15 protein-coding genes are annotated in these 17,617 nt (G+C 64.3%); 4 read left to right on the top strand and 11 right to left on the bottom strand.

Annotation, left to right across the window (positions count from 1 at the left end; translation table 11 throughout):
• Positions 1–4: 4 nt before the first annotated feature.
• From VGN93_RS25615 to VGN93_RS25600, 4 genes are read left to right on the top strand one after another with little or no spacing between them, the layout of a single operon-like run.
• Positions 5–1,171 carry a Gfo/Idh/MocA family oxidoreductase gene (locus tag VGN93_RS25615; protein WP_327509795.1) on the top strand — a complete coding sequence of 389 codons (1,167 nt, stop codon included), beginning with the start codon at positions 5–7 and terminating at the stop codon, positions 1,169–1,171.
• Positions 1,168–2,742 carry a sugar ABC transporter ATP-binding protein gene (locus VGN93_RS25610; RefSeq protein ID WP_327509793.1) on the top strand — a complete coding sequence of 525 codons (1,575 nt, stop codon included), beginning with the start codon at positions 1,168–1,170 and terminating at the stop codon, positions 2,740–2,742. Before VGN93_RS25615 ends, VGN93_RS25610 begins: the two co-directional genes overlap by 4 nt.
• Positions 2,735–3,670: an ABC transporter permease gene (locus VGN93_RS25605; RefSeq protein WP_327509792.1), complete on the top strand. Its 936-nt coding sequence runs from the start codon at positions 2,735–2,737 to the stop codon at positions 3,668–3,670. The genes VGN93_RS25610 and VGN93_RS25605 overlap by 8 nt, the downstream gene beginning before the upstream one ends.
• A 3-nt stretch (positions 3,671–3,673) precedes the next feature.
• Positions 3,674–3,973: a putative quinol monooxygenase gene (locus VGN93_RS25600; RefSeq protein ID WP_327509791.1), complete on the top strand. Its 300-nt coding sequence runs from the start codon at positions 3,674–3,676 to the stop codon at positions 3,971–3,973.
• A gap of 79 nt (positions 3,974–4,052) precedes the next feature.
• On the opposite strand, the gene VGN93_RS25595 is transcribed toward VGN93_RS25600, so the two are convergent.
• The 11 genes from VGN93_RS25595 to tssH all read right to left on the bottom strand — a co-directional run bounded on the left by VGN93_RS25595 (position 4,053) and on the right by tssH (position 17,578).
• Positions 4,053–4,889: a hypothetical protein gene (locus VGN93_RS25595; protein ID WP_327509790.1), complete on the bottom strand. Its 837-nt coding sequence runs from the start codon at positions 4,887–4,889 to the stop codon at positions 4,053–4,055.
• Between the two features lie 63 nt (positions 4,890–4,952).
• Positions 4,953–6,119, bottom strand: a complete 1,167-nt coding sequence (locus tag VGN93_RS25590) for a PP2C family protein-serine/threonine phosphatase (RefSeq protein ID WP_327509789.1) — start codon at positions 6,117–6,119, stop codon at positions 4,953–4,955.
• A gap of 93 nt (positions 6,120–6,212) precedes the next feature.
• Positions 6,213–6,692 carry a type VI secretion system baseplate subunit TssE gene (gene tssE, locus VGN93_RS25585; RefSeq protein WP_319312572.1) on the bottom strand — a complete coding sequence of 160 codons (480 nt, stop codon included), beginning with the start codon at positions 6,690–6,692 and terminating at the stop codon, positions 6,213–6,215.
• 17 nt (positions 6,693–6,709) lie between these two features.
• Positions 6,710–8,248 (bottom strand): type VI secretion system contractile sheath large subunit, encoded by a 1,539-nt coding sequence (gene tssC, locus VGN93_RS25580; protein ID WP_327509788.1) that lies wholly within the window; start codon positions 8,246–8,248, stop codon positions 6,710–6,712.
• Positions 8,249–8,255: 7 nt separating this feature from the next.
• Positions 8,256–9,749, bottom strand: a complete 1,494-nt coding sequence (gene tssC / locus VGN93_RS25575) for a type VI secretion system contractile sheath large subunit (protein ID WP_327509787.1) — start codon at positions 9,747–9,749, stop codon at positions 8,256–8,258.
• A gap of 4 nt (positions 9,750–9,753) precedes the next feature.
• The gene (tssB, locus tag VGN93_RS25570) at positions 9,754–10,263 is read right to left on the bottom strand and encodes a type VI secretion system contractile sheath small subunit (protein ID WP_327509786.1); all 510 of its coding nucleotides are present in this window, start codon (positions 10,261–10,263) and stop codon (positions 9,754–9,756) included.
• Between the two features lie 48 nt (positions 10,264–10,311).
• Complete coding sequence (tssA, locus tag VGN93_RS25565) at positions 10,312–11,442, bottom strand: type VI secretion system protein TssA (RefSeq protein ID WP_319312580.1); 1,131 nt, start codon at positions 11,440–11,442, stop codon at positions 10,312–10,314.
• A gap of 140 nt (positions 11,443–11,582) precedes the next feature.
• The gene (locus VGN93_RS25560; protein WP_327509785.1) at positions 11,583–12,191 is read right to left on the bottom strand and encodes a DUF6931 family protein; all 609 of its coding nucleotides are present in this window, start codon (positions 12,189–12,191) and stop codon (positions 11,583–11,585) included.
• 9 nt (positions 12,192–12,200) lie between these two features.
• Positions 12,201–14,237 carry a type VI secretion system Vgr family protein gene (locus tag VGN93_RS25555; protein ID WP_327509784.1) on the bottom strand — a complete coding sequence of 679 codons (2,037 nt, stop codon included), beginning with the start codon at positions 14,235–14,237 and terminating at the stop codon, positions 12,201–12,203.
• A 97-nt stretch (positions 14,238–14,334) separates the two neighbouring features.
• Positions 14,335–14,811 (bottom strand): type VI secretion system tube protein Hcp, encoded by a 477-nt coding sequence (locus VGN93_RS25550; RefSeq protein WP_327509783.1) that lies wholly within the window; start codon positions 14,809–14,811, stop codon positions 14,335–14,337.
• Positions 14,812–14,887: 76 nt separating this feature from the next.
• A complete protein-coding gene (tssH, locus tag VGN93_RS25545; protein ID WP_414714172.1) occupies positions 14,888–17,578 on the bottom strand; it encodes a type VI secretion system ATPase TssH in 2,691 nt (896 codons plus the stop codon).
• Positions 17,579–17,617: the final 39 nt, after the last annotated feature.

Genomic DNA, 17,617 nt, shown 5'->3' with positions numbered 1-17,617 from the left:
CCCGATGACCAAAGTGATGAACGTCGCCATGATCGGCGGCGGCTTCATGGGCAAGGCGCATGCCATGGCCTATGCCTCCATGCCGATGTTCTTCTGGCCCGCGCCGGCCATTCCCCACCGCAAGGTCGTCGTCGACGTGACCGACGGCATGGCGGAGGAAGCGCGCCGCCGCTATGGTTTCGAAGAGGCATCCTCGGACTGGCGCGCCGTTGTCAACCGGCCGGATATCGACGTCGTGGATATCTGCACGCCGAACAACGTGCATGCCGAAATCGCCATCGCGGCGGCGAAGGCCGGCAAGCACATCATCTGCGAGAAGCCGCTTGCCCGCACCGTCGAGGAGGCGAGGGCGATGTACGAGGCGGTGAAGGCCGCCGGCGTCATCCACATGGTCGCCTTCAATTATCGCCGTACGCCGGCCGTGGCGCTCGCGAAGAAATATATCGAGGAGGGCCGCATCGGCCGGATCCTGAATTTCCGCGGCACCTATCTGCAGGACTGGTCGGCCGACCCGGATTCACCGCTCTCCTGGCGCTTCCAGAAGAAGATCGCCGGCTCCGGCTCGGTCGGAGACATTGCCACCCATGTGGTCGATCTCGCCCACTATCTCGTCGGCCCGATCGCCGAGGTGAGCGCGCTTACCACAACCTACAACAAGACGCGCCCCCTCCAGCAGGGCGGCGTCGACAAGCTGGGCGCGGCGGAAAAAGCCAAGGATGCGGAGCGCGGCGAGGTGGATGTCGACGACGAGGTCGTCTCGATGCTGAAGTTCGAGGGCGGCGCCATCGGCAGCCTCGAAGCCACCCGCAACGCCTATGGCCGCAACAACTTCATCACGCTGGAAATCCACGGCACCAAGGGCTCGATCCACTTCAACTACGAGCGCCGCGACGAGTTGCAGGTGATGTTCGCCGACGACCCGGCCGATGCCCGCGGCTTCCGCACCGTCTATACGGGGCCGGCCCATCCCTATGGCAACGGCCTCTGGCCGATCCCCGGTCTCGGCATCGGCTATTCGGAAACGAAGATCGTCGAATGCTACGATTTCTTCTCGGCAATCGCCAAGAACCGGCTCCCGAGCCCGAACTTCGAGGACGGCCTGTTGACGGAACTCGTCGCGGACGCCCTTATCCGCTCCGGTGAAACCGGACAATGGGAGAAGGTGGGATGACTGCGAGCGCCGCTGCCGTCCGCATGACCGGCATAAGCAAGGCCTTCGGCGGGGTGCGCGCGCTGGACGACGTCTCCTTCGAGGTCTTGCCGGGCGAGGTTCACGCGCTGCTCGGCGGCAACGGCGCCGGCAAATCGACGATCCTCAAGGTCCTGAACGGGGTGCATCGCCCCGACCAGGGCGCAATCGAGGTCGGCGGCGTGCCCCTGACGGTGCATACGCCGGAGGCGTCGCGCGCGGCCGGCATCGCGATGAACTACCAGGAAATGAGCCTGGTTCCGACCCTGACGGTCGCCCAGAACATCTTCCTGACGCGGGAATGCCGTGACGGCATGGGGCTTATCGACGACCGGGAGGCCGAGCGACGCACGGCGGACATTTTCGCGCTGCTTGAAGTTTTCGTCGATCCGAAGGCCGTGGTCGGGGATCTGGGGGCCGGCCAGAAGCAGCTCACCGAAATCGCCAAGGCGATCTCGCAGGATGCCAGGGTTCTGGTTCTGGACGAACCATCCACGGCGCTGGCCGTTTCCGATGTCGAGCGGCTCTTCGTCTTCCTGCGCAAGCTGAAGGCCAGGGGCGTGGCGATCATCTATGTCAGCCACCGCATGGACGAGATCGCCCGCATCGCCGACCGCGCGACGATCCTGCGCGACGGCCGGCACGTCATTACCGCGCCTCTTGGCGACCTGCCGATCGATACGATGATCGAGCACATCGTCGGCCGGCGCTCGAAAGGGCTCTCCGATGTCGAGCGCGGGCAAGCCATTAAGGGCGAGGTGCTGCTGGAGCTCGACCATGTCAGCGGTGCTCACAAGCCGGAAGATATTTCCCTGACGCTGCATCGTGGCGAAGTGGTGGGACTTGCCGGCCTGCTCGGCTCGGGCCGCTCGTCTCTGGCGCGGGTGATCGCCGGCATCGAGCCTGCGGTCAAGGGCGAGATCCGCATCAAGGGCCGCGCCGTCGCGATCCGCAAGCCCGGCGATGCGATTGCCGCGGGTGTCGCGCTGGTGCCGGAAGCGCGCGCGACGCAGGGCATCATTCCCGCCCATTCGGTCGCCGCCAACATGATCCTCGCCGTCATCGGCCAGCTGTCCAAGGGCGGCCTTGTCGATACGAAGGCGGCAAACGAGCTGAGCGACAAACAAATCGAGCGCCTGCGCGTGAAGACGGCGAGCCGCGACCATGCCGTCTCGACGCTTTCGGGCGGCAACCAGCAGAAGGTGGTCATCGGCAAGTGGCTCGCCACCAATCCGGACATCCTCATCCTCGACGAGCCGACGGCGGGCATCGACATCGGCTCGAAATCCGAGATCATCCGCCTGGTGCGTGAACTCGCCGCCGCCGGCAAGGGCATCGTCATGATCTCGTCGGAGCTTTCCGAATTGCTGACCGCCTGCGACCGCATTCTCGTCATGTCCGAAGGACGCCTGCACCAGGACCTGCCGCGCGAGGCGCTGGAAGATCCATCGGTGCCCGCCGACGACCTCGCCCACCGTCTCCAGGCCGCCGAACAGCGGCTGCAGATCGAAATCCAGAAGGCCCTCGCGGTTCAAGAGGTATCCCATGGCTAACGCCTTCTTCGCCAACTGGCGCCAGAACATCATCTACATCGGCTTCGTCGTCATCTTCCTCGTCTTCGCGGTGACGCTGGCCGACAAGGGGTTCCTCAATCCCAACAACCTGCTCAACATCGTGCGGCAGACGGCGATGATCGCCGTCATGGCGATTGCCATGACCTTCGTGCTCTCGGCCGGCGAGATCGACCTTTCGGTCGGCGCGGTGGCGGGCCTTTCAACCGTCACCGTGGCGATGGCGATCGCCGCGGGCGGACCGGTCGTCGGCGTCGGCGCCGGCATCGCCACGGGGCTTGCGGTCGGCATGTTCAACGGTTGGCTGACCACCCGCATCGGCATCCCGTCCTTCCTCACCACGCTCGCCATGATGGGCATCGCCAAGGGGGTCGCCATGTGGATATCGGCGACCTCGGCCGTGCCGATCCTGTCGCCCGGTTATGCCTGGCTGTTCGGCGGCGGCAATCTGGGACCGGTGCCGGTGCTGCTTCTGTGGATGGCCGTCATCGGCGGCATCGGCCATATCGTGCTGCGCCGTTCCAGCTTCGGCCGTCGCGTGCTGGCGACCGGCGGCGGCGAGACGGCGGCGCGCTATTCCGGCATCGATACCAAGGCCATCAAGTTCAAGGTGCTGGTCATCTCGTCCCTGGCGGCAGCACTTGCCGGCATGCTTTATGCCGGGCGCCTGCAATCCGGCCGTTTCCAGCTCGGCGAGGGCGATGAACTCTCGGTTATCGCAGCCGCGGTGCTCGGCGGCACCAGCCTCTTCGGCGGCAAGGGAACCGTCATCGGCACCATCGTCGGCGCGCTGATGATCGGCCTCATCAACAACGGCCTCATCCTGATGGGCCTCGAATTCAGCCAACAGCTGATCGCCCGCGGCGGAATCATCATCCTCGCCGTCGCGCTCAGCCAGAAGAGGAGCTGATCGATGATCGTTACCGTCATAGGCACCGTCACGGCCCGCCCGCAAACCCGGGAAGACCTGCGTCGCCTGCTGGCCGATCAGGTGGCACCGGCACGCGCGGAGCCCGGCTGCATCAATTACGACTTTCACGTCGATGCCGCCGATCCTTGCGTCTTCGTCTTCTACGAGAACTGGAAGAGCCAGGCGGATCTCGACGCGCACATGCAAATGCCGCATCTGAAGCCGCTGCTCAGCCAGATCGACCGGCTCCTCGCCAAACCGATAGCCATCCGGCGGCTGACGATGATCAGCCCGCTGGCCTGACGCACCACGGCCCGCGCGGCGCCGTTTCGAACAATGCGGAAATCCGACCCTGCCCGAAAACGGGCAGGGTCGTGATGCATCACATCAGCATGAGCTTGTCGTTCAGCGCCATCCAGCCGCCGGGCTCCTTGATCAGGGCGGCGGTGTCGTGTTTGCCGAAGATGCGCGTGAAGCTGCGCTTGGTGAAGATCTCATAGAACATCGCCGAGGCAGGGCCGACCGGGCCGCCGCGGGCGCCGAAGGCGCCGGCAATCACGGTTTCCTGGTAGGCGCGCCAGTGCACTTCCATCGCGGTGCGGGCGACGAGCTTGCTCAGCGTCACCTTGATGCCGAGCTTGGCGACGGTGGTCGCGATGTTGGCCGCAAGTCCGACCGCGGGGATCGGAATGGCGGCACCCGCCAGGCCCACGCCGCGAATGCCGATCTTGGCGACTTTCGCCTTGAGCATCGCGTCGACCCAGCGCGTGACCGTTTCGCTCTTCTTGAACCCCTTGCCGGCCGCCTTGATGCCGACCAGATGCGCGGCAGTCGTGCCGACCGCGCTGCCCTCGCGCAGGATGCTGCCGACGTCGACGGCCGTCACGCCGGATGCCAGGCCGCCCGCAAGGCTGACAGCACTCCCGCCCAGTCCCTTGAACGTGCGCCCGGTGAAATATTTCCGGGTCTTCGGCGACAATCCGTCATGGCCGTTGGCCAGGAAGGCCGGGTTCGGGATGACCTTTTCGTCGGCCTCCTCGGCGCCGTAGGCTTCCCGCAGGAAATGGATGACGGAAATGAGATTCGAGGCCGTGTCGTCGATACTCGCGACAGATTCGACGACGCACCAGCACACGTCTTCCGCGTCGTTCTTGTCGATTGCACTAAAATTGAAACTGCCCGGCACGATGTCCCCCTGGATCTGGATCTTCGCGCGCAAAGCTACTTCAAAGCCTGCTTGATTGACAGTGCGATTGTTGCTTTCTCAGGCCTTTGCGGCACTTTAACTAAGCCTTTTGACGACGAGCACCGTGATGTCGTCGAACTGCGGCGCGCCGCCTGCAAAGGCGTAGGCCGTTGCCAGCACGCTGCGGGCGAGATCAGTTGCAGGCGCGTCCGGACGGGCGGCGATTTCAGCAAGGATGTTTTCCGTGCCGAACTGCTCCTGTTCGGCATTCTGCATGTCGGAGAGGCCGTCCGAGGTGAGGAAAAGGCGGTCGCCCACGGCGAGCACGAGCTCATGGTCGTGGAAGTCGAGCGCGTCGATCACGCCGAGTGCGGGATCGGGCGTGGTGGCCACTTCGGCGACGGTGGTTCCGCTCGTCCAGATCGGGTAGACGTGGCCGGCATTGCAATAGGTGAGGCGGCCGGTCGCGACCTCCAGCAGGGCATAGAACAGGGTGACGAACCGCGAGTTCGGATTGTTCTTGCCGAGTTCGTCGTTGATGAGGGCGACGATTTCCGAGGGGCGCGGCACGCGTCCCGAAATGGCGTGGAATTGCAGGGTGCCGGCCCGGAGCAGGCTGCGCGTCCGCGCCATGAAGAGTGCTGCCGAGGCACCCTTGCCCGCGACATCGCCGATCGCCAGCGCGATCAGGCCGGGCGTCACCTCGAAGACGTCGTAGAGATCGCCGCCGATTTCCAGCGCGGGGTCGATGCTGGCGAAGATATCGAGCTGCGCGGGATCGACGGGGAACGTGGTCGGCAGCATGGATTGCTGGCAGAGCCAGGCTTCCGCCAGCTCCCGTTCGAGCCGTTCGAGCTGGCGCTGGTTGATATCGCGCAGGAATTTCTTCTCGAGCACCGCGCCGACGCGTGCGGCAAGCAGCGCCGGGTTGAAGGGTTTCGGCAGGTAATCCTCGGCGCCGAGTTCGATGCAGCGCACCACCGTCTCGATTTCGGACGCCGCGGAGATCATGACGACCGACAGCGTCTTGAGCCAGCCCTCGTCGTTCAGCGCCTGGAGGGCGTCGATGCCGTTCATGCGCGGCATCATCACGTCGAGCAGGACCAGGTCGAAAGGCTCGGCACGCACCTTCTCCAAGGCTTCGAGCCCGTCACCGGCTTGCACCGTATTGACGAGGCCGAGCCGGCGGAGACGGCGTGCCAGCACATCCCGGTTGTCCTCGATATCATCGACGATGAGGATACGCGCCTGGGAGAAATCCAAAGAGACCTCATGAATGCTGTGCGGGAAAACCCGCGGACCGCCGCCGCCCTACGTTACGCCAATCGCCGATGGTTTCAAAGGCGCTGTGAGGGGTCAGCGCCCGTTGATCGAGAGCATGCCGGTGACCGGGTCGACGGCCGTGTTGAAGATGACGGCCTCGCTGGAGGAATCCGTTTCCAGAAGCGCATTGATCTGGAAGCGCAGCACCCGCTCCACCTGGTTTTCCGGCGCGACCAGCACCACGGAAAGCTCGCGGAAGCGCGGTTCGAAGCGGCGGATGATATCTTCCAGGCGCTTGCGGAAATGCTCCTGCTGGGTAGGCGAGGCGAGGTGCTGGCTCTGCACCTCCGGCAGGCCGTAGGTCAGGATCGACTGGCGCAGTTCCTGGAGTTTTGCGTCCTCCGGCAGGCGGCCGGGGCGGGTGTTGAAGAGGATTTCGAGGTCGCGCCGCACGGATTCGTGCATTTCCTGCATGGCGCGGTCGACATTGCGGTCCGTCTCGATGCTGTCGCCCTGCAACAGCCGATCGAAGAGGGGAAGCCGCGGGGGCGCCTTGTTGGGAAGCCGGGCCATGCTCTATCCTTCGTTTTTCACCGCGACCGCACGGCCTGCACTTCTGTCCGCATCCGGAACCCCGAGACGACCTGGTCGAACTGGAAATGCGGCTGGAGGTGGAGCACGCAGTTCATTACGCCGGGGCGGCCACTGACTTCGCTCATCTCCAACCGGGCGCCGGCGAGCGGATAACGCGCCTTCAGCTCCGGGCCGGCATCGGTGTTGCCGATCGTATAGTTGCGCAGCCAGTCTTCGAGGTAACGTTCGAGATCCTGCGGCGTCGTATAGGCGCCGACCCGGTCGCGGGCCATGATCTTCACGTAATGGGCAAACCGGCTCATGCACATGACGTAGTGCAGCATGGAGGACAGCCGGCCGTTCACCTGGGCCGGAAGGTCGTTGTCGCTCGGCGCCGCATAGAGGGACTGCGCGCCGAGGAAGATCACGGAGCGATCGAAATTGCACGGCGTGAGCGCGATGAAGCCGAGCGCCTCGAGGATTTTCTGCTTCTTGTCGGTCAGTTCGACCTCGAGCGGCCGCCGGTAGGCGACCTTCTCGCCCGTCGAGAATTGCGCCACAGGCAGGTGCCCGACGATGCCGCCGAGATCGCCCTGGGGCCCGCGCGTGCCGCACATGTCGGCAAACCAGCCCCAGTCGCGAAACGCCCGGATGGCGATGAGGCCGAAGGCGAAGGCGGCATTGCCCCAGAGCCAGGAATCGACACCCTCGCCGCCTTCGCTGTAGCGGAAGCCGTCCTGCCGCGAGGCGCTGTCGCGATATCGGTCGCGCAACAGGACGCGCGGCATGGCGATACCGAGGAAGCGGCTGTCCTCCAGGTCGCGCAGCCGGCGCCAGCGGTGGTATTCGCCGAGCTGGAAGCCGGCATCGAGCCGTTGCGCGTAAGAAAGGTCGGCGAAGGTGGTGACCCCGAAAAGTTCCGGTGCCGCGCCGAGAATGCAGGGGGAAAACGCCGCCGCCGCGACCTGGGCGAGTCCGGAAAGCGTGCCGACATCGTCCTGCACGCCCGCAGCACCCGAGGGCGCGCGATGGCGCACCGCATGATCGCAGAGCAGTAGCCCGTAGGGCACGCCGCCGGGCATGCCGTATTCCTCGCTGTAGACCTTGGCGAACAACGTGCTCTGGTCGAACTCGATGGCGCGGTCGAAATCGCGCGACAGCTCCGCCCAGGTGGCGTTGAACAGTTTGACGCGGACCTTGTCGTCGTTGCCGGTTTCCGACAGCAGCAGATCGACGCCGCGCCAGGAGGCTTCGAGCGCCTTGAACTCCGCCGTGTGGATGATCGCGTCGACCTGGTCGCCAAGCAGCGGGTCGATCGCCGCGATGTCACGGGTCAGGATCGCCCGCCAGCCATCGCCGCCGCCGCGCGTGCCGAACCACAGGCGGAGGCATTCCGCCGGGTCGTCGCTCTCGATGAAACGGTCGAGCGTGGCGGAGATTTCCTCTCCGCCACGCTCGAGAACCGCATCGATGATGCGAAGCCGGATGCCGGCTTCGCTCTTTGCGCCATCGCTGCTGAAAGCGTCTTCCGTGGCGATGGCTGCGTCTTGTTCCATGCCTGCGTCAGCCCATCTGCGGGATGCGCGCGACGAGGCGCATGGATGCGGTGAGTTCTTCCATCTGCAACCACGGGCGGAGATAGGCGACCGCGTTGTAGGCGCCCGGCGAACCGGGGATTTCCTTCACGGTGATCGAGGCGTCGGCCAGCGGATACTGTGCCTTCATCTCGGCGCTCGCATCCGGATTGCCGTTGACGAAATTGCGGATCCAGTTGTTGAGCCAGGTCTCGCAATCGCGGACTTCGAGGAAGGAGCCGATCTTGTCGCGGCCCATGACCTTGAGGTAGTGCGAGAAGCGCGAGGTCGCCATGATGTAGGGCAGGCGGGCGGAGATCGCCGCGTTGGCCGTGGCATCGGGCTTGTCGTACTTCTTTGCGCGCTGCGTGGTCTGCGCGCCGAAGAACACCGCGTAGTCCGTGCTCTTGTAGTGGCAGAGCGGCAGGAAGCCGAGCTTGGAAAGCTCCGCCTCGCGGCGATCGGTGATGCCGATTTCCGTCGGGCACTGCTGGTCGGCGTCGCCGTCGTCGCTGGTGAAGGTGAAGGTCGGCAGGTTTTCGACCTTGCCGCCGCCTTCCGCACCGCGGATCGCCACGCACCAGCCGTATTTCGAGAAGGCCGACGTGAGGCGCTCGCCGAGCGCATAGGAGGCGTTCATCCAGGTGAACTCGTCCGACTTCATCTTGGTGACGACGCCATTGGCGCCGATCGGGGCTTCCTCGAAGGAGAACTCCTCGATCTGCTTGCCCTGCGAGCCGTAGGGAACGCGGGCGAGCACGCGCGGCATGGTCAGCGTGACGAAGCGGCTGTCTTCGCTGTCACGGAAACCGCGCCACTTGATGTATTCCGAGCTGTCGAAGATCTTTTCGAGGTCGCGGGGCTTCGAGAGTTCGGTGAAGCTTTCCAGGCCGAACATCTTCGGGCTTGCGGCCGAGATGAAGGGCGCGAAGGAAGCCGCAGCGACATTGGACATGCCCTGCAGCACTTCGAGGTCTTCCGTGCCGGAGCCGAACTCGAAGTCGCCGATGAGCGCGCCGTAGGGCTCGCCGCCGGGGGTGCCGAACTCGGTTTCGTAGAGCTTCTTGAAGGTCTGGCTCTGGTCGAACTCGACCGCCTTGGTCAGGTCCTTGTGCAGTTCCTTCTTCGACAGGTTGAGAACGCGGATCTTCAGCGTCGAGCTGGTTTCCGAATTCTTGACGAGGTAGTTGAGGCCCCGCCAGCTGCCTTCCAGTTTCTGGAACTCTTCGTTGTGCATGATGGCGGTCAGCTGCTTCGACATCTTCTCGTCGATCGCGGCAATCGCCTTGTTGAAGGTCTGGGTCAGGTTCTTGCTGAACGTGACGGTGCCGGAAAGGGCTTCCGACGTCAGCGTGCGCAAGAGGTCCTGGATCTCGTCGGGCTCGGCGGTCTTGGTGACCTGGATGGCCTGATCGAGAAGGCTCAGGGAGCCGGTTTCCTCAGTGGCGGCTGCGCTGCCGGCTGTTTGCGTCTCGGCGCTCATTCGACTACTCCTTCGCTTTCTCGGCGCCAAGCTCGTTGGCAAGGGATGCAAGCTTGTCGGTGTTCTGCAGGACCTCCTCCAGGAGGCTTTCGAGTTCTTCCGACCGGTCAACCTTCGACATCAGGTCGCGCAGCTTGTTGCGTACGGCCAGAAGCTTGCGCAGCGGCTCGACCTGTTCCACGACGGCGCCGGGTTCGAAATCGTCGATCGACTTGAACTTCAGCGAGACCGGCATCAGCGTCTCGTCGCCGGCCAGCGTGTTCTCGACCTTGAATTCCGCGCCGGGCGTCATGCGCTGCATGACGTCGTCGAAATTGTCGCGGTCGATCTGGATGAACTTGCGGTCGCGCAACGGCTTCAGCGGCTCGTAAGGCTTGCCAGAGAAATCGCCGATGACGCCCACGACGAAGGGCAGTTCCTTGCGGACCTGTGCGCCTTCCGTCTCCACGTCGTAAGTGATGTGGACGCGCGGTGCGCGCACCCTCTTGAGCTTCTGTTGAACGCTTTCTGCCATGACGGCCCCCTCTTCAAGCGGTGAATTGTTGCGGATATGGAATAGGGATCAATAACCTTGTTCTGCCGACGGCGGCTTGATGCCCGCCGCCAACAGGATGCGCTGCAAATGGGCCGGGTCTTCGACCAGTTCCACCAGCAGATCGGGCAGGCTCATGCGCGCACGCCGGACGGCGTCTTCGAGCGTATACGACATGGGCGAATGCGGTTCGGTCTTGCGAAAATAGGCGGAAATGCGCGTCAGCTCCGCCAAAGCCTCTTCACGGGACTGGTAACCTTCGATCTTGCGGACGACCACGGTGCCTGCCGCCTGCTGGCCGGCTTCGCCCGGTTGGCCGGCATCATCGGCGACTACTTCGTCGCCTGCGGCAGAATAGTTCGCGACTGCCAGCTTGTCAGCGGCGAAATGGGCAATCGAGCGGGAGATTTCCTCGAGCAATTCGCGAAGCGCCGAGATGGGTGGTGCATCGACACCCGCCACGGCATCGAAAGCCGCGGACATCTCGGCAAGGGCTGCGAGCGCCTCCACGATAACGGCCTGGGTGTCGGCGAAGAAGGCGGGGGACGTATCCGCCACGCTTTCCAGGAATTGCTCCATGGTCACGGCGCCGTTGTCGATGCGCTCCTGGCGGCGGCTGGAATCGGTGACCTTGGCGAGGTCCGTCGCCTGCTCGTAGTTCCAGAGCGAAAAGCTCCATTGCGAGCCGTGGGTGATCGGCACCAGCCGGATCGGCTGGATGAGCGTTCCGACCGCGCCCGAGCCGTTGAGGCCGGCGACCGCGGAAACCTTGCCTTCCACGCCGTCTTCGTCGAGCTCGGGGAAGCAGGTTTCCCAAAAACCGTTGACGATGCCGGCGAGCACCTTCATGCCGTCGCGCAGGCCGGCAAAGCCTTCGGTGCGCAACAGCGCCTCGACCAGCCAGGCGGCGATTTCGAGATCCTTGCCGTGCGAGGTGAGGATCGTCATCGCGGTATCGGCGACGGTGTCCCATTCCTCGGGCGATGCACCGCCGGTCTCGACGGCGGCCCGTTCGGCGGAGCGGGCGGCGTTGCGGGCGTCCTTCGTGCGGTAATAGAGCGAGGCCGGCGAGCTATCTGCGCGCGGATCTGTCCCGGCAGGCGCCTCTTCGGAGATCGCCTGGAGCAGAGCGTCGATATCGATAACCTGCGGCAGAGCCATGGATAGATATCCTCCTGCCCTTGCGGGCCTGGTCGCATGGAAATTCTTACTCGGATACCGCTACACGCGGAGCTGGCAGAAGAATGCTTAGCCCCAAATACTTAATCGATCTTGAAGCGAATCTCTCGATTCACCCGGGATCAATTTCCTCCCGTCGGCCGTTCGCCCGGCAACCAGCCGTTGCCGCCATTGGCGATACTCACCGCTCGTATCACTGCCGTCTCGAAACGCTCGACGAGGTTCTTCGCGTCGCCTGCGGTGATCGACAGCAGGACCGAAGCCCCGGCACCGATCGGCCCCAGCCGGGGGTCGGCGTCGGCATCCGGCATGCCTTCCGGCGCCAGGCTGCCGCCCGACCAGAAGACCGCGAGCGCCGCATAGGCTGCGGCCCCCGTGAACTTGGCCGATTCGGCGCACTCCATGCAAGAGCGCCGGCGGGAATCGTCCGGCTCGTAGACCCAGGCGGCCGTGCGCTCCAGGCAGAGCAATTCCAGCTCCGTCGGTGCCGGAATGCTGGTTTTCGCGACCACATGGCACCACCAGATCGCCTCGCGGATCGGCAGTGCGAAGGCGAGGAAGCGGATAGCGTCCCCAATGTTTTCCGCCTCGACGAGGAGGGACAGGAAACCCTGCGGCGACAGGCCGGGCACCAGGAAGGGCAGCGCCTCGGCAGAAAGCTCCGCCCGGCTGCAGATTTCCTGTGCCGTCTGGGCCGTCACCTTGCGGAAGGCTTCCGTCTGGATTTTCACCATCTACCCCTAATTGATCTTGACCATGCCGCCCTTGACGATGGCCATGCCATCGCCTGCGACATTGACGATCGGACCCTTGATCTCGCTCTTGGCGGCCCCCTCGATCGACACCGTGACACCCTTTATGGTGATGCCGGTCTGGGTGATCTCCACGGTGCTGCTGCCGCATTTCAGCGTGATGCCCTGCATCGCTTCGAGCGTGATCTTGCCGGCGCTGGCCTTCGTCGTCTGGTTGCCCTGGTTGAGGGTCAGGCTGTCGCTGCCGGCCGTCAGCGTCACCGCCCGGTCGCCCTGCTTGAGCGTCAGCGTGTCGCCGCCGGTGGAAAGCGTCACCGTGCGGTTGCCCTTGTCGATGTCGAGCGTCTCGTTGCCGGTCTCGATCTTCTCCGTCCGGTTGCCCTTCTTGATCGTGAAGGTCTCGTTGCCCTCGGTGATCTCGGTGGTGCGGTCGTTCTTGATCGTGCGTTTCTGGTCGTGGTCGACGGTGAGCGTGTCGTCATTCTCGACCTCGCGCAAAAAGTCCTTCTCGGCGTGGAAGGTGATCTTCTCCTCGCCCTTCTTGTCCTCGAAGGAGAGCTCGTTGGCATTCGCCGTCTGGCCGGATTTGCTGCTGCGCGTCAGCAGGCCGCTCTTCGTCATGTTTGTCGGCAGCGCCCAGGGCGGCATGTTGTCCGCATTGTAGACGGCGCCCGTCACCAGCGGCCGGTCCGGATCGCCGTCGAGGAACTGCACGACGACCTCCATGCCGATGCGCGGCACGAAGACGGAGCCCCAGTTGCTGCCGGCTAGCGACTGCGCCACGCGCACGAAGCAGGAACTCGTCTCGTTCTTCTTGCCGTAGCGGTCCCAGTAGAACTGGATGCGGATGCGCCCGTATTTGTCCGTGTGGATCTCCTCGCCGGAAGGGCCGACGACGAGGGCGGTCTGCGGCCCCTGCACGACCGGCTTTGGCGCCGGCAACGGATTGCGGGCGATCCGGGTCGCCGGCATGCAGGTGAATGTGTTGCGGTAATAGGGTCGTCCGTCGGTACCCGGCCGCGTGGTGAAATGCGCACGGTCGATCGCCTCATGCTGCACTTCGGTCAGCACCAGCCGGCGGTTTTCCGCGTCGACCGGGTGCTCCTTCAGCGTGAAGGCGTGGCCGCCGGTAAAGCTTGCACAGGTTCCCCCGCCGGTCGCGGTTTCGAAACCGGCCTCCGCGGCGTCGATCGCCGCCGTTGCGAACTGTTTCAGGTTATCTGCCTTGAGGGACTTGCCCGGAAAGCGGAAATGCTCCCAGCTTTTGCCCGAAGCCGGCTGCTGGTTCGTCTTGCGCTCGCCCTCGATATTGGTCGAGGGTTTTTCGAAATCATAATCCTCGATATGCCAGCTCGCGTCGGTGAGGCTCGCGCCCGTATCGAAGCTATGGACGCTGTCCACGGCCTCTTCCTGGGCCTGGCGATATTGCACGTCGTCCTGCGCGCAATCGGCATAGGCCGAGGCATTATCGGCGAGGACCAGCTTGTGATCGCCGTCCTGGTGCTTGAAAAAGTAGAAGATGCCCTCTTCGGCGAGGATGCGTTGCAGGAAATCGAAATCCGTCTCCCCGAACTGCACGCGGTATTCGGAGGTCTCGTAGGTGCCGTTGAGCTTCTTCTCGAAGGCGACCTCGCTATCGCCCAGCAATTGTTCGGCGATCGCCACGGCGGTCTTTTCCTGGAAGACCTTGTGGTCGGAGGTGCGCTGCAACAGCCAGAGGCTGGGCGAGATGACCAGCGTATAGAGGCGGTAGTCATTGCGCGTGAAAGCGCCGGCCGAAAACGACGTCACGATGCCGTTGACATAGCGCCGGCTGCCGCCGGGCCTAGCGAGCGAAAGCGTCACGCTCTTGCCGAGCAGGTCCTTCGGATCGATGGACTTGCGGGTGGAGAGTGCGCTGACCGTGAATGTAAAGAGACGGGATATGCCTTCCGTCCCGCGCGCTTCCGTTGCAACGAAGACGTCTTGCCCGAGAGGGGTCTCGAGGGTGATCCAGCGGTCCTCTTGAACTAGGGTCGTCGCCATTGCGTTTCACTTGTCTGGTCGATGCGCGTCGAAGAGGGATGCCGGCCGCCGCATGTCGCGACGACCGGCCCCCGATGCGCCTTGCGGCGCCGGCCGATCAGCCGCTCTTTGCCGTGCTGAGGTCGTAGTTGACGGTCACCGGCGTGCCGCCCTTGTTCTTGTCGTCGTACGGGATGAACTTGAACTCGACCTTCGTGAAGTTGATCGAGATCGATTCGGACGGACGATCACCGCCGGAGCTTACGCTGTAGCCGGAGATGAGGGAGTTCGTGAGCACGTATTCGACGTAGGTGTTGCCGGGATTGCCGGTGGAGACGAGGTGGATTTCCACCTTCTTGCCGGCCGTACCGGTCACCGATTCGGTGAACAACTTGGGCGAGGCACCATCGAGCGTCTTCGTGACGACGACTTCGCTGATGTTCGGCTCGCTCGCCTCGCGGTTGGCAGTCGCGCCAGCGGGCGTGGAAATGCCGCGGCCGGTGCCGAACTGCAGCGAACCCACTTCGATCCACTTCTTGTGGCTGTCGTGTGTCGCTTCCCCGTCGATGCCTTCATATTTCAGGTAAATTGCCATAGTCAGCTCCCTTCGTGTCCTGGTTGTGAGGTATAACCGATGTGCCGGGACCGTCAAAGACCGCCCGGCATCCCGTTCATTGTGCCGCCGCGCGCTCTACCGGCTCATCCGGCTGCGCGTGGAATTCGAACTGGCCGTTTTCATCGAGCACGGCTTTCAGTCCGCCGATCTGGCCGCCTTCCGCCATGACGGCGAGAACATGCGACGAAAGCCGCGGCAGAAGCCCACGCGACAGAATGTACTCGATGTTTCGTGCGCCGCTTTCCACCTCGGTGCAGCGGCTGGCGATCGCTTCGACGAGCGTCTCGTCCCAGGTCAGCGTCGCATTGTAATTCTCCGCGAACCGCTTGCGGATGCGGTTGAGCTGCAGCGTGACGATCTTGCGGATCACGTCGTCTGCGAGCGGGAAATAGGGCACCACCGAGCAGCGTCCGAGGAAGGCCGGCTTGAAGCTCTTGAGCAATTCCGGCCGGATCGCCTCCGTCAGTTCCGTGACATCCGGCCGCTTGGCCGGATCGGCGTAGAGGCGGTGGATGAGGTCGGTGCCGGCATTCGAGGTCATGATGATGACCGTGTTCTTGAAGTCGATGTCGCGGCCTTCGCCGTCGCGCAGCATGCCCTTGTCGAACACTTGGTAGAACACGTCCTGCACGCCCGGATGGGCCTTTTCCATCTCGTCGAACAGGATCACCGAATAGGGCCGCCGGCGCACGGCTTCCGTCAGCACGCCGCCTTCGCCGTAGCCGACGTAACCGGGCGGCGAGCCGACCAGCATCGAGACCTTATGCTCTTCCTTGAACTCCGACATGTTGATGACGGTGAGGTTCTGTTCGCCGCCATAGAGCAGGTCGGCGAGCGCCAGCGCCGTCTCGGTCTTGCCGACGCCGGACGTGCCGACCATCAGGAAGACGCCGATGGGCTTGCGCGGATCGAGCAGTTTGGCGCGCGAGGTGCGGATCGTCTCGGCGATCGCTTCCAGGGCGTGCGACTGGCCGATGACGCGCTCGCGCAGCTTGTCGTTGAGGGCGAGGATCGTTTTGATCTCGTTGGAAACCATGCGGCCGACCGGAATGCCGGTCCAGTTGCCGACGACCTCGGCGATCGCCTGTCCATCGACCGTCACGCGCATCAGCGGCGTCTCGCCCTGCAACGCTTCCAGCTCGGCCGTCAGCGCCGCCAGTTCCGCCTTCATCTCCTCCGGGGTCTTTTCGCCGGCCGGCGCGTCGTCCGGGCCGGTCAGCGCGTCGTGCAGCGCGCGAATTTGTCCGACAAGGTCCTTTTCACGGTTCCACTGCTCTTCGAGCTTTTCGAGCTCCTCGGAGACGCGCACCCGCTCGTCGTTGAGGTCCGCAATGCGCCTGGCATGGTCGGTGCCGATCTTGGTTTCGCGCGTCAGCACGCCGAGATCAGTGTCGATCATATCCACCCGGCGGCGGCGATCCTCGACGGCGGCCGGAACCGCGTTGCTCGCGATGGCGACGCGCCCGCAGGCCGTGTCGAGCAGGCTCACAGCCTTGTCGGGCAGCTGGCGGCTCGGAATGTAGCGGCGGGACAGCCGGACCGCGTCCTCCACGGCCTCGGCCAGCACGCGCACGCCGTGATGCCGTTCGAGCGTCGGGATAAGGCCACGCATCATGGCGATGGCGGCCTCGTCGCCGGGCTCCTCCACCTTGACCACCTGGAAGCGCCGCGTCAGCGCCGGGTCGCGCTCGAAATATTTCTTGTATTCCGCCCAGGTCGTGGCGGCGATCGTGCGCATCTCGCCGCGGGCAAGGGCCGGCTTCAGGAGGTTTGCTGCGTCGTTCTGGCCGGCTGCACCACCGGCGCCGATCAGCGTATGCGCTTCGTCGATGAACATGATGATCGGCTTTGCGGAGGCCTTGACCTCCTCGATCACCTTCTTCAGCCGGTTCTCGAATTCGCCCTTCATGCCGGCGCCGGCCTGGAGCAGGCCGAGGTCGAGCGAGAGCAGTTCGACGTCGGCCAGCGCCGGAGGCACTTCGCCGGCTGCGATCTTCAGTGCAAAGCCCTCGACGACCGCCGTCTTGCCCACGCCGGCCTCGCCGGTGAGGATCGGGTTGTTCTGCCGGCGGCGGGTAAGAATGTCGACGATCTGGCGCGTTTCGGAATCGCGGCCGAGCACCGGGTCGATCTTGCCTTCACGCGCACGCGCCGTCAGGTTGATCGTGTATTGGTCAAGCGCGGAACCGCTCACGACACCGGAGCCGGACGATGCGGGCGCGTCACCGGAAGCGGAGGCCGTCTTGCCGCCCGAGGCGGACTGGCCGGCCTCGCTGCTGCCCGACACGATCTTCATCAGGCCGGTCTTCAGCACTTCGGCATTGATTCGGGCAAATTGAGAGGATGCATCGCGCGCCAGAGCGGACAGTGCATCGTCGCCGAGCAGGCTGACGAGCAGATAGCCGCTGCGAATGGACGTGTCGCCGGATTGCAGCGACCCGTAGATCCAGGCCTCGCGGATCCATTTGACGACGTTCGGCGTCAGCGCCGGCGAGCGGCTGTTGCCGGTCTTCAACCGGTCCAGCACCTTCGTCAGGTCCGCCAGGAGCCGGCTCGAATCGATCTCGAAATGCCGCAGGATGGCGGCGACGTCGCTGTCGGGCGTCTCCACCAGCTTCGTCAGCCAATGTTCGATCTCGACATTGTAATGCGTCCGGGAAAGCGTCAGCCCGACCGCGCCTTCGAGCGTCGAACGGCAGAGCGCGTTCAGACGCCCCACAAGTGATTGCAGATCCACGTTCAGCAAAGCGGCCCCCCAGCTTTTGCCGCGCCGACGCGACGATCC

The sequence above is a fragment of the Shinella sp. genome, from assembly GCF_035998705.1.
In the GTDB taxonomy this organism is placed as follows: domain Bacteria; phylum Pseudomonadota; class Alphaproteobacteria; order Rhizobiales; family Rhizobiaceae; genus Shinella.
This window is presented reverse-complemented; position numbering and strand designations above follow the sequence as displayed.

Excerpts from the sequence above, each read along its gene's own strand:
- VGN93_RS25615 (WP_327509795.1), top strand. The coding sequence starts at position 5 with ATGACCAAAGTGATGAACGTCGCCATGATCGGCGGCGGCTTCATGGGC.
- VGN93_RS25610 (WP_327509793.1), top strand. The coding sequence starts at position 1,168 with ATGACTGCGAGCGCCGCTGCCGTCCGCATGACCGGCATAAGCAAGGCC.
- VGN93_RS25605 (WP_327509792.1), top strand. The coding sequence starts at position 2,735 with ATGGCTAACGCCTTCTTCGCCAACTGGCGCCAGAACATCATCTACATC.
- VGN93_RS25600 (WP_327509791.1), top strand. The coding sequence starts at position 3,674 with ATGATCGTTACCGTCATAGGCACCGTCACGGCCCGCCCGCAAACCCGG.
- tssE (WP_319312572.1), bottom strand. The coding sequence starts at position 6,692 with ATGGCCCGGCTTCCCAACAAGGCGCCCCCGCGGCTTCCCCTCTTCGAT.
- tssC (WP_327509788.1), bottom strand. The coding sequence starts at position 8,248 with ATGGAACAAGACGCAGCCATCGCCACGGAAGACGCTTTCAGCAGCGAT.
- tssC (WP_327509787.1), bottom strand. The coding sequence starts at position 9,749 with ATGAGCGCCGAGACGCAAACAGCCGGCAGCGCAGCCGCCACTGAGGAA.
- tssB (WP_327509786.1), bottom strand. The coding sequence starts at position 10,263 with ATGGCAGAAAGCGTTCAACAGAAGCTCAAGAGGGTGCGCGCACCGCGC.
- tssA (WP_319312580.1), bottom strand. The coding sequence starts at position 11,442 with ATGGCTCTGCCGCAGGTTATCGATATCGACGCTCTGCTCCAGGCGATC.
- VGN93_RS25555 (WP_327509784.1), bottom strand. The coding sequence starts at position 14,237 with ATGGCGACGACCCTAGTTCAAGAGGACCGCTGGATCACCCTCGAGACC.
- VGN93_RS25550 (WP_327509783.1), bottom strand. The coding sequence starts at position 14,811 with ATGGCAATTTACCTGAAATATGAAGGCATCGACGGGGAAGCGACACAC.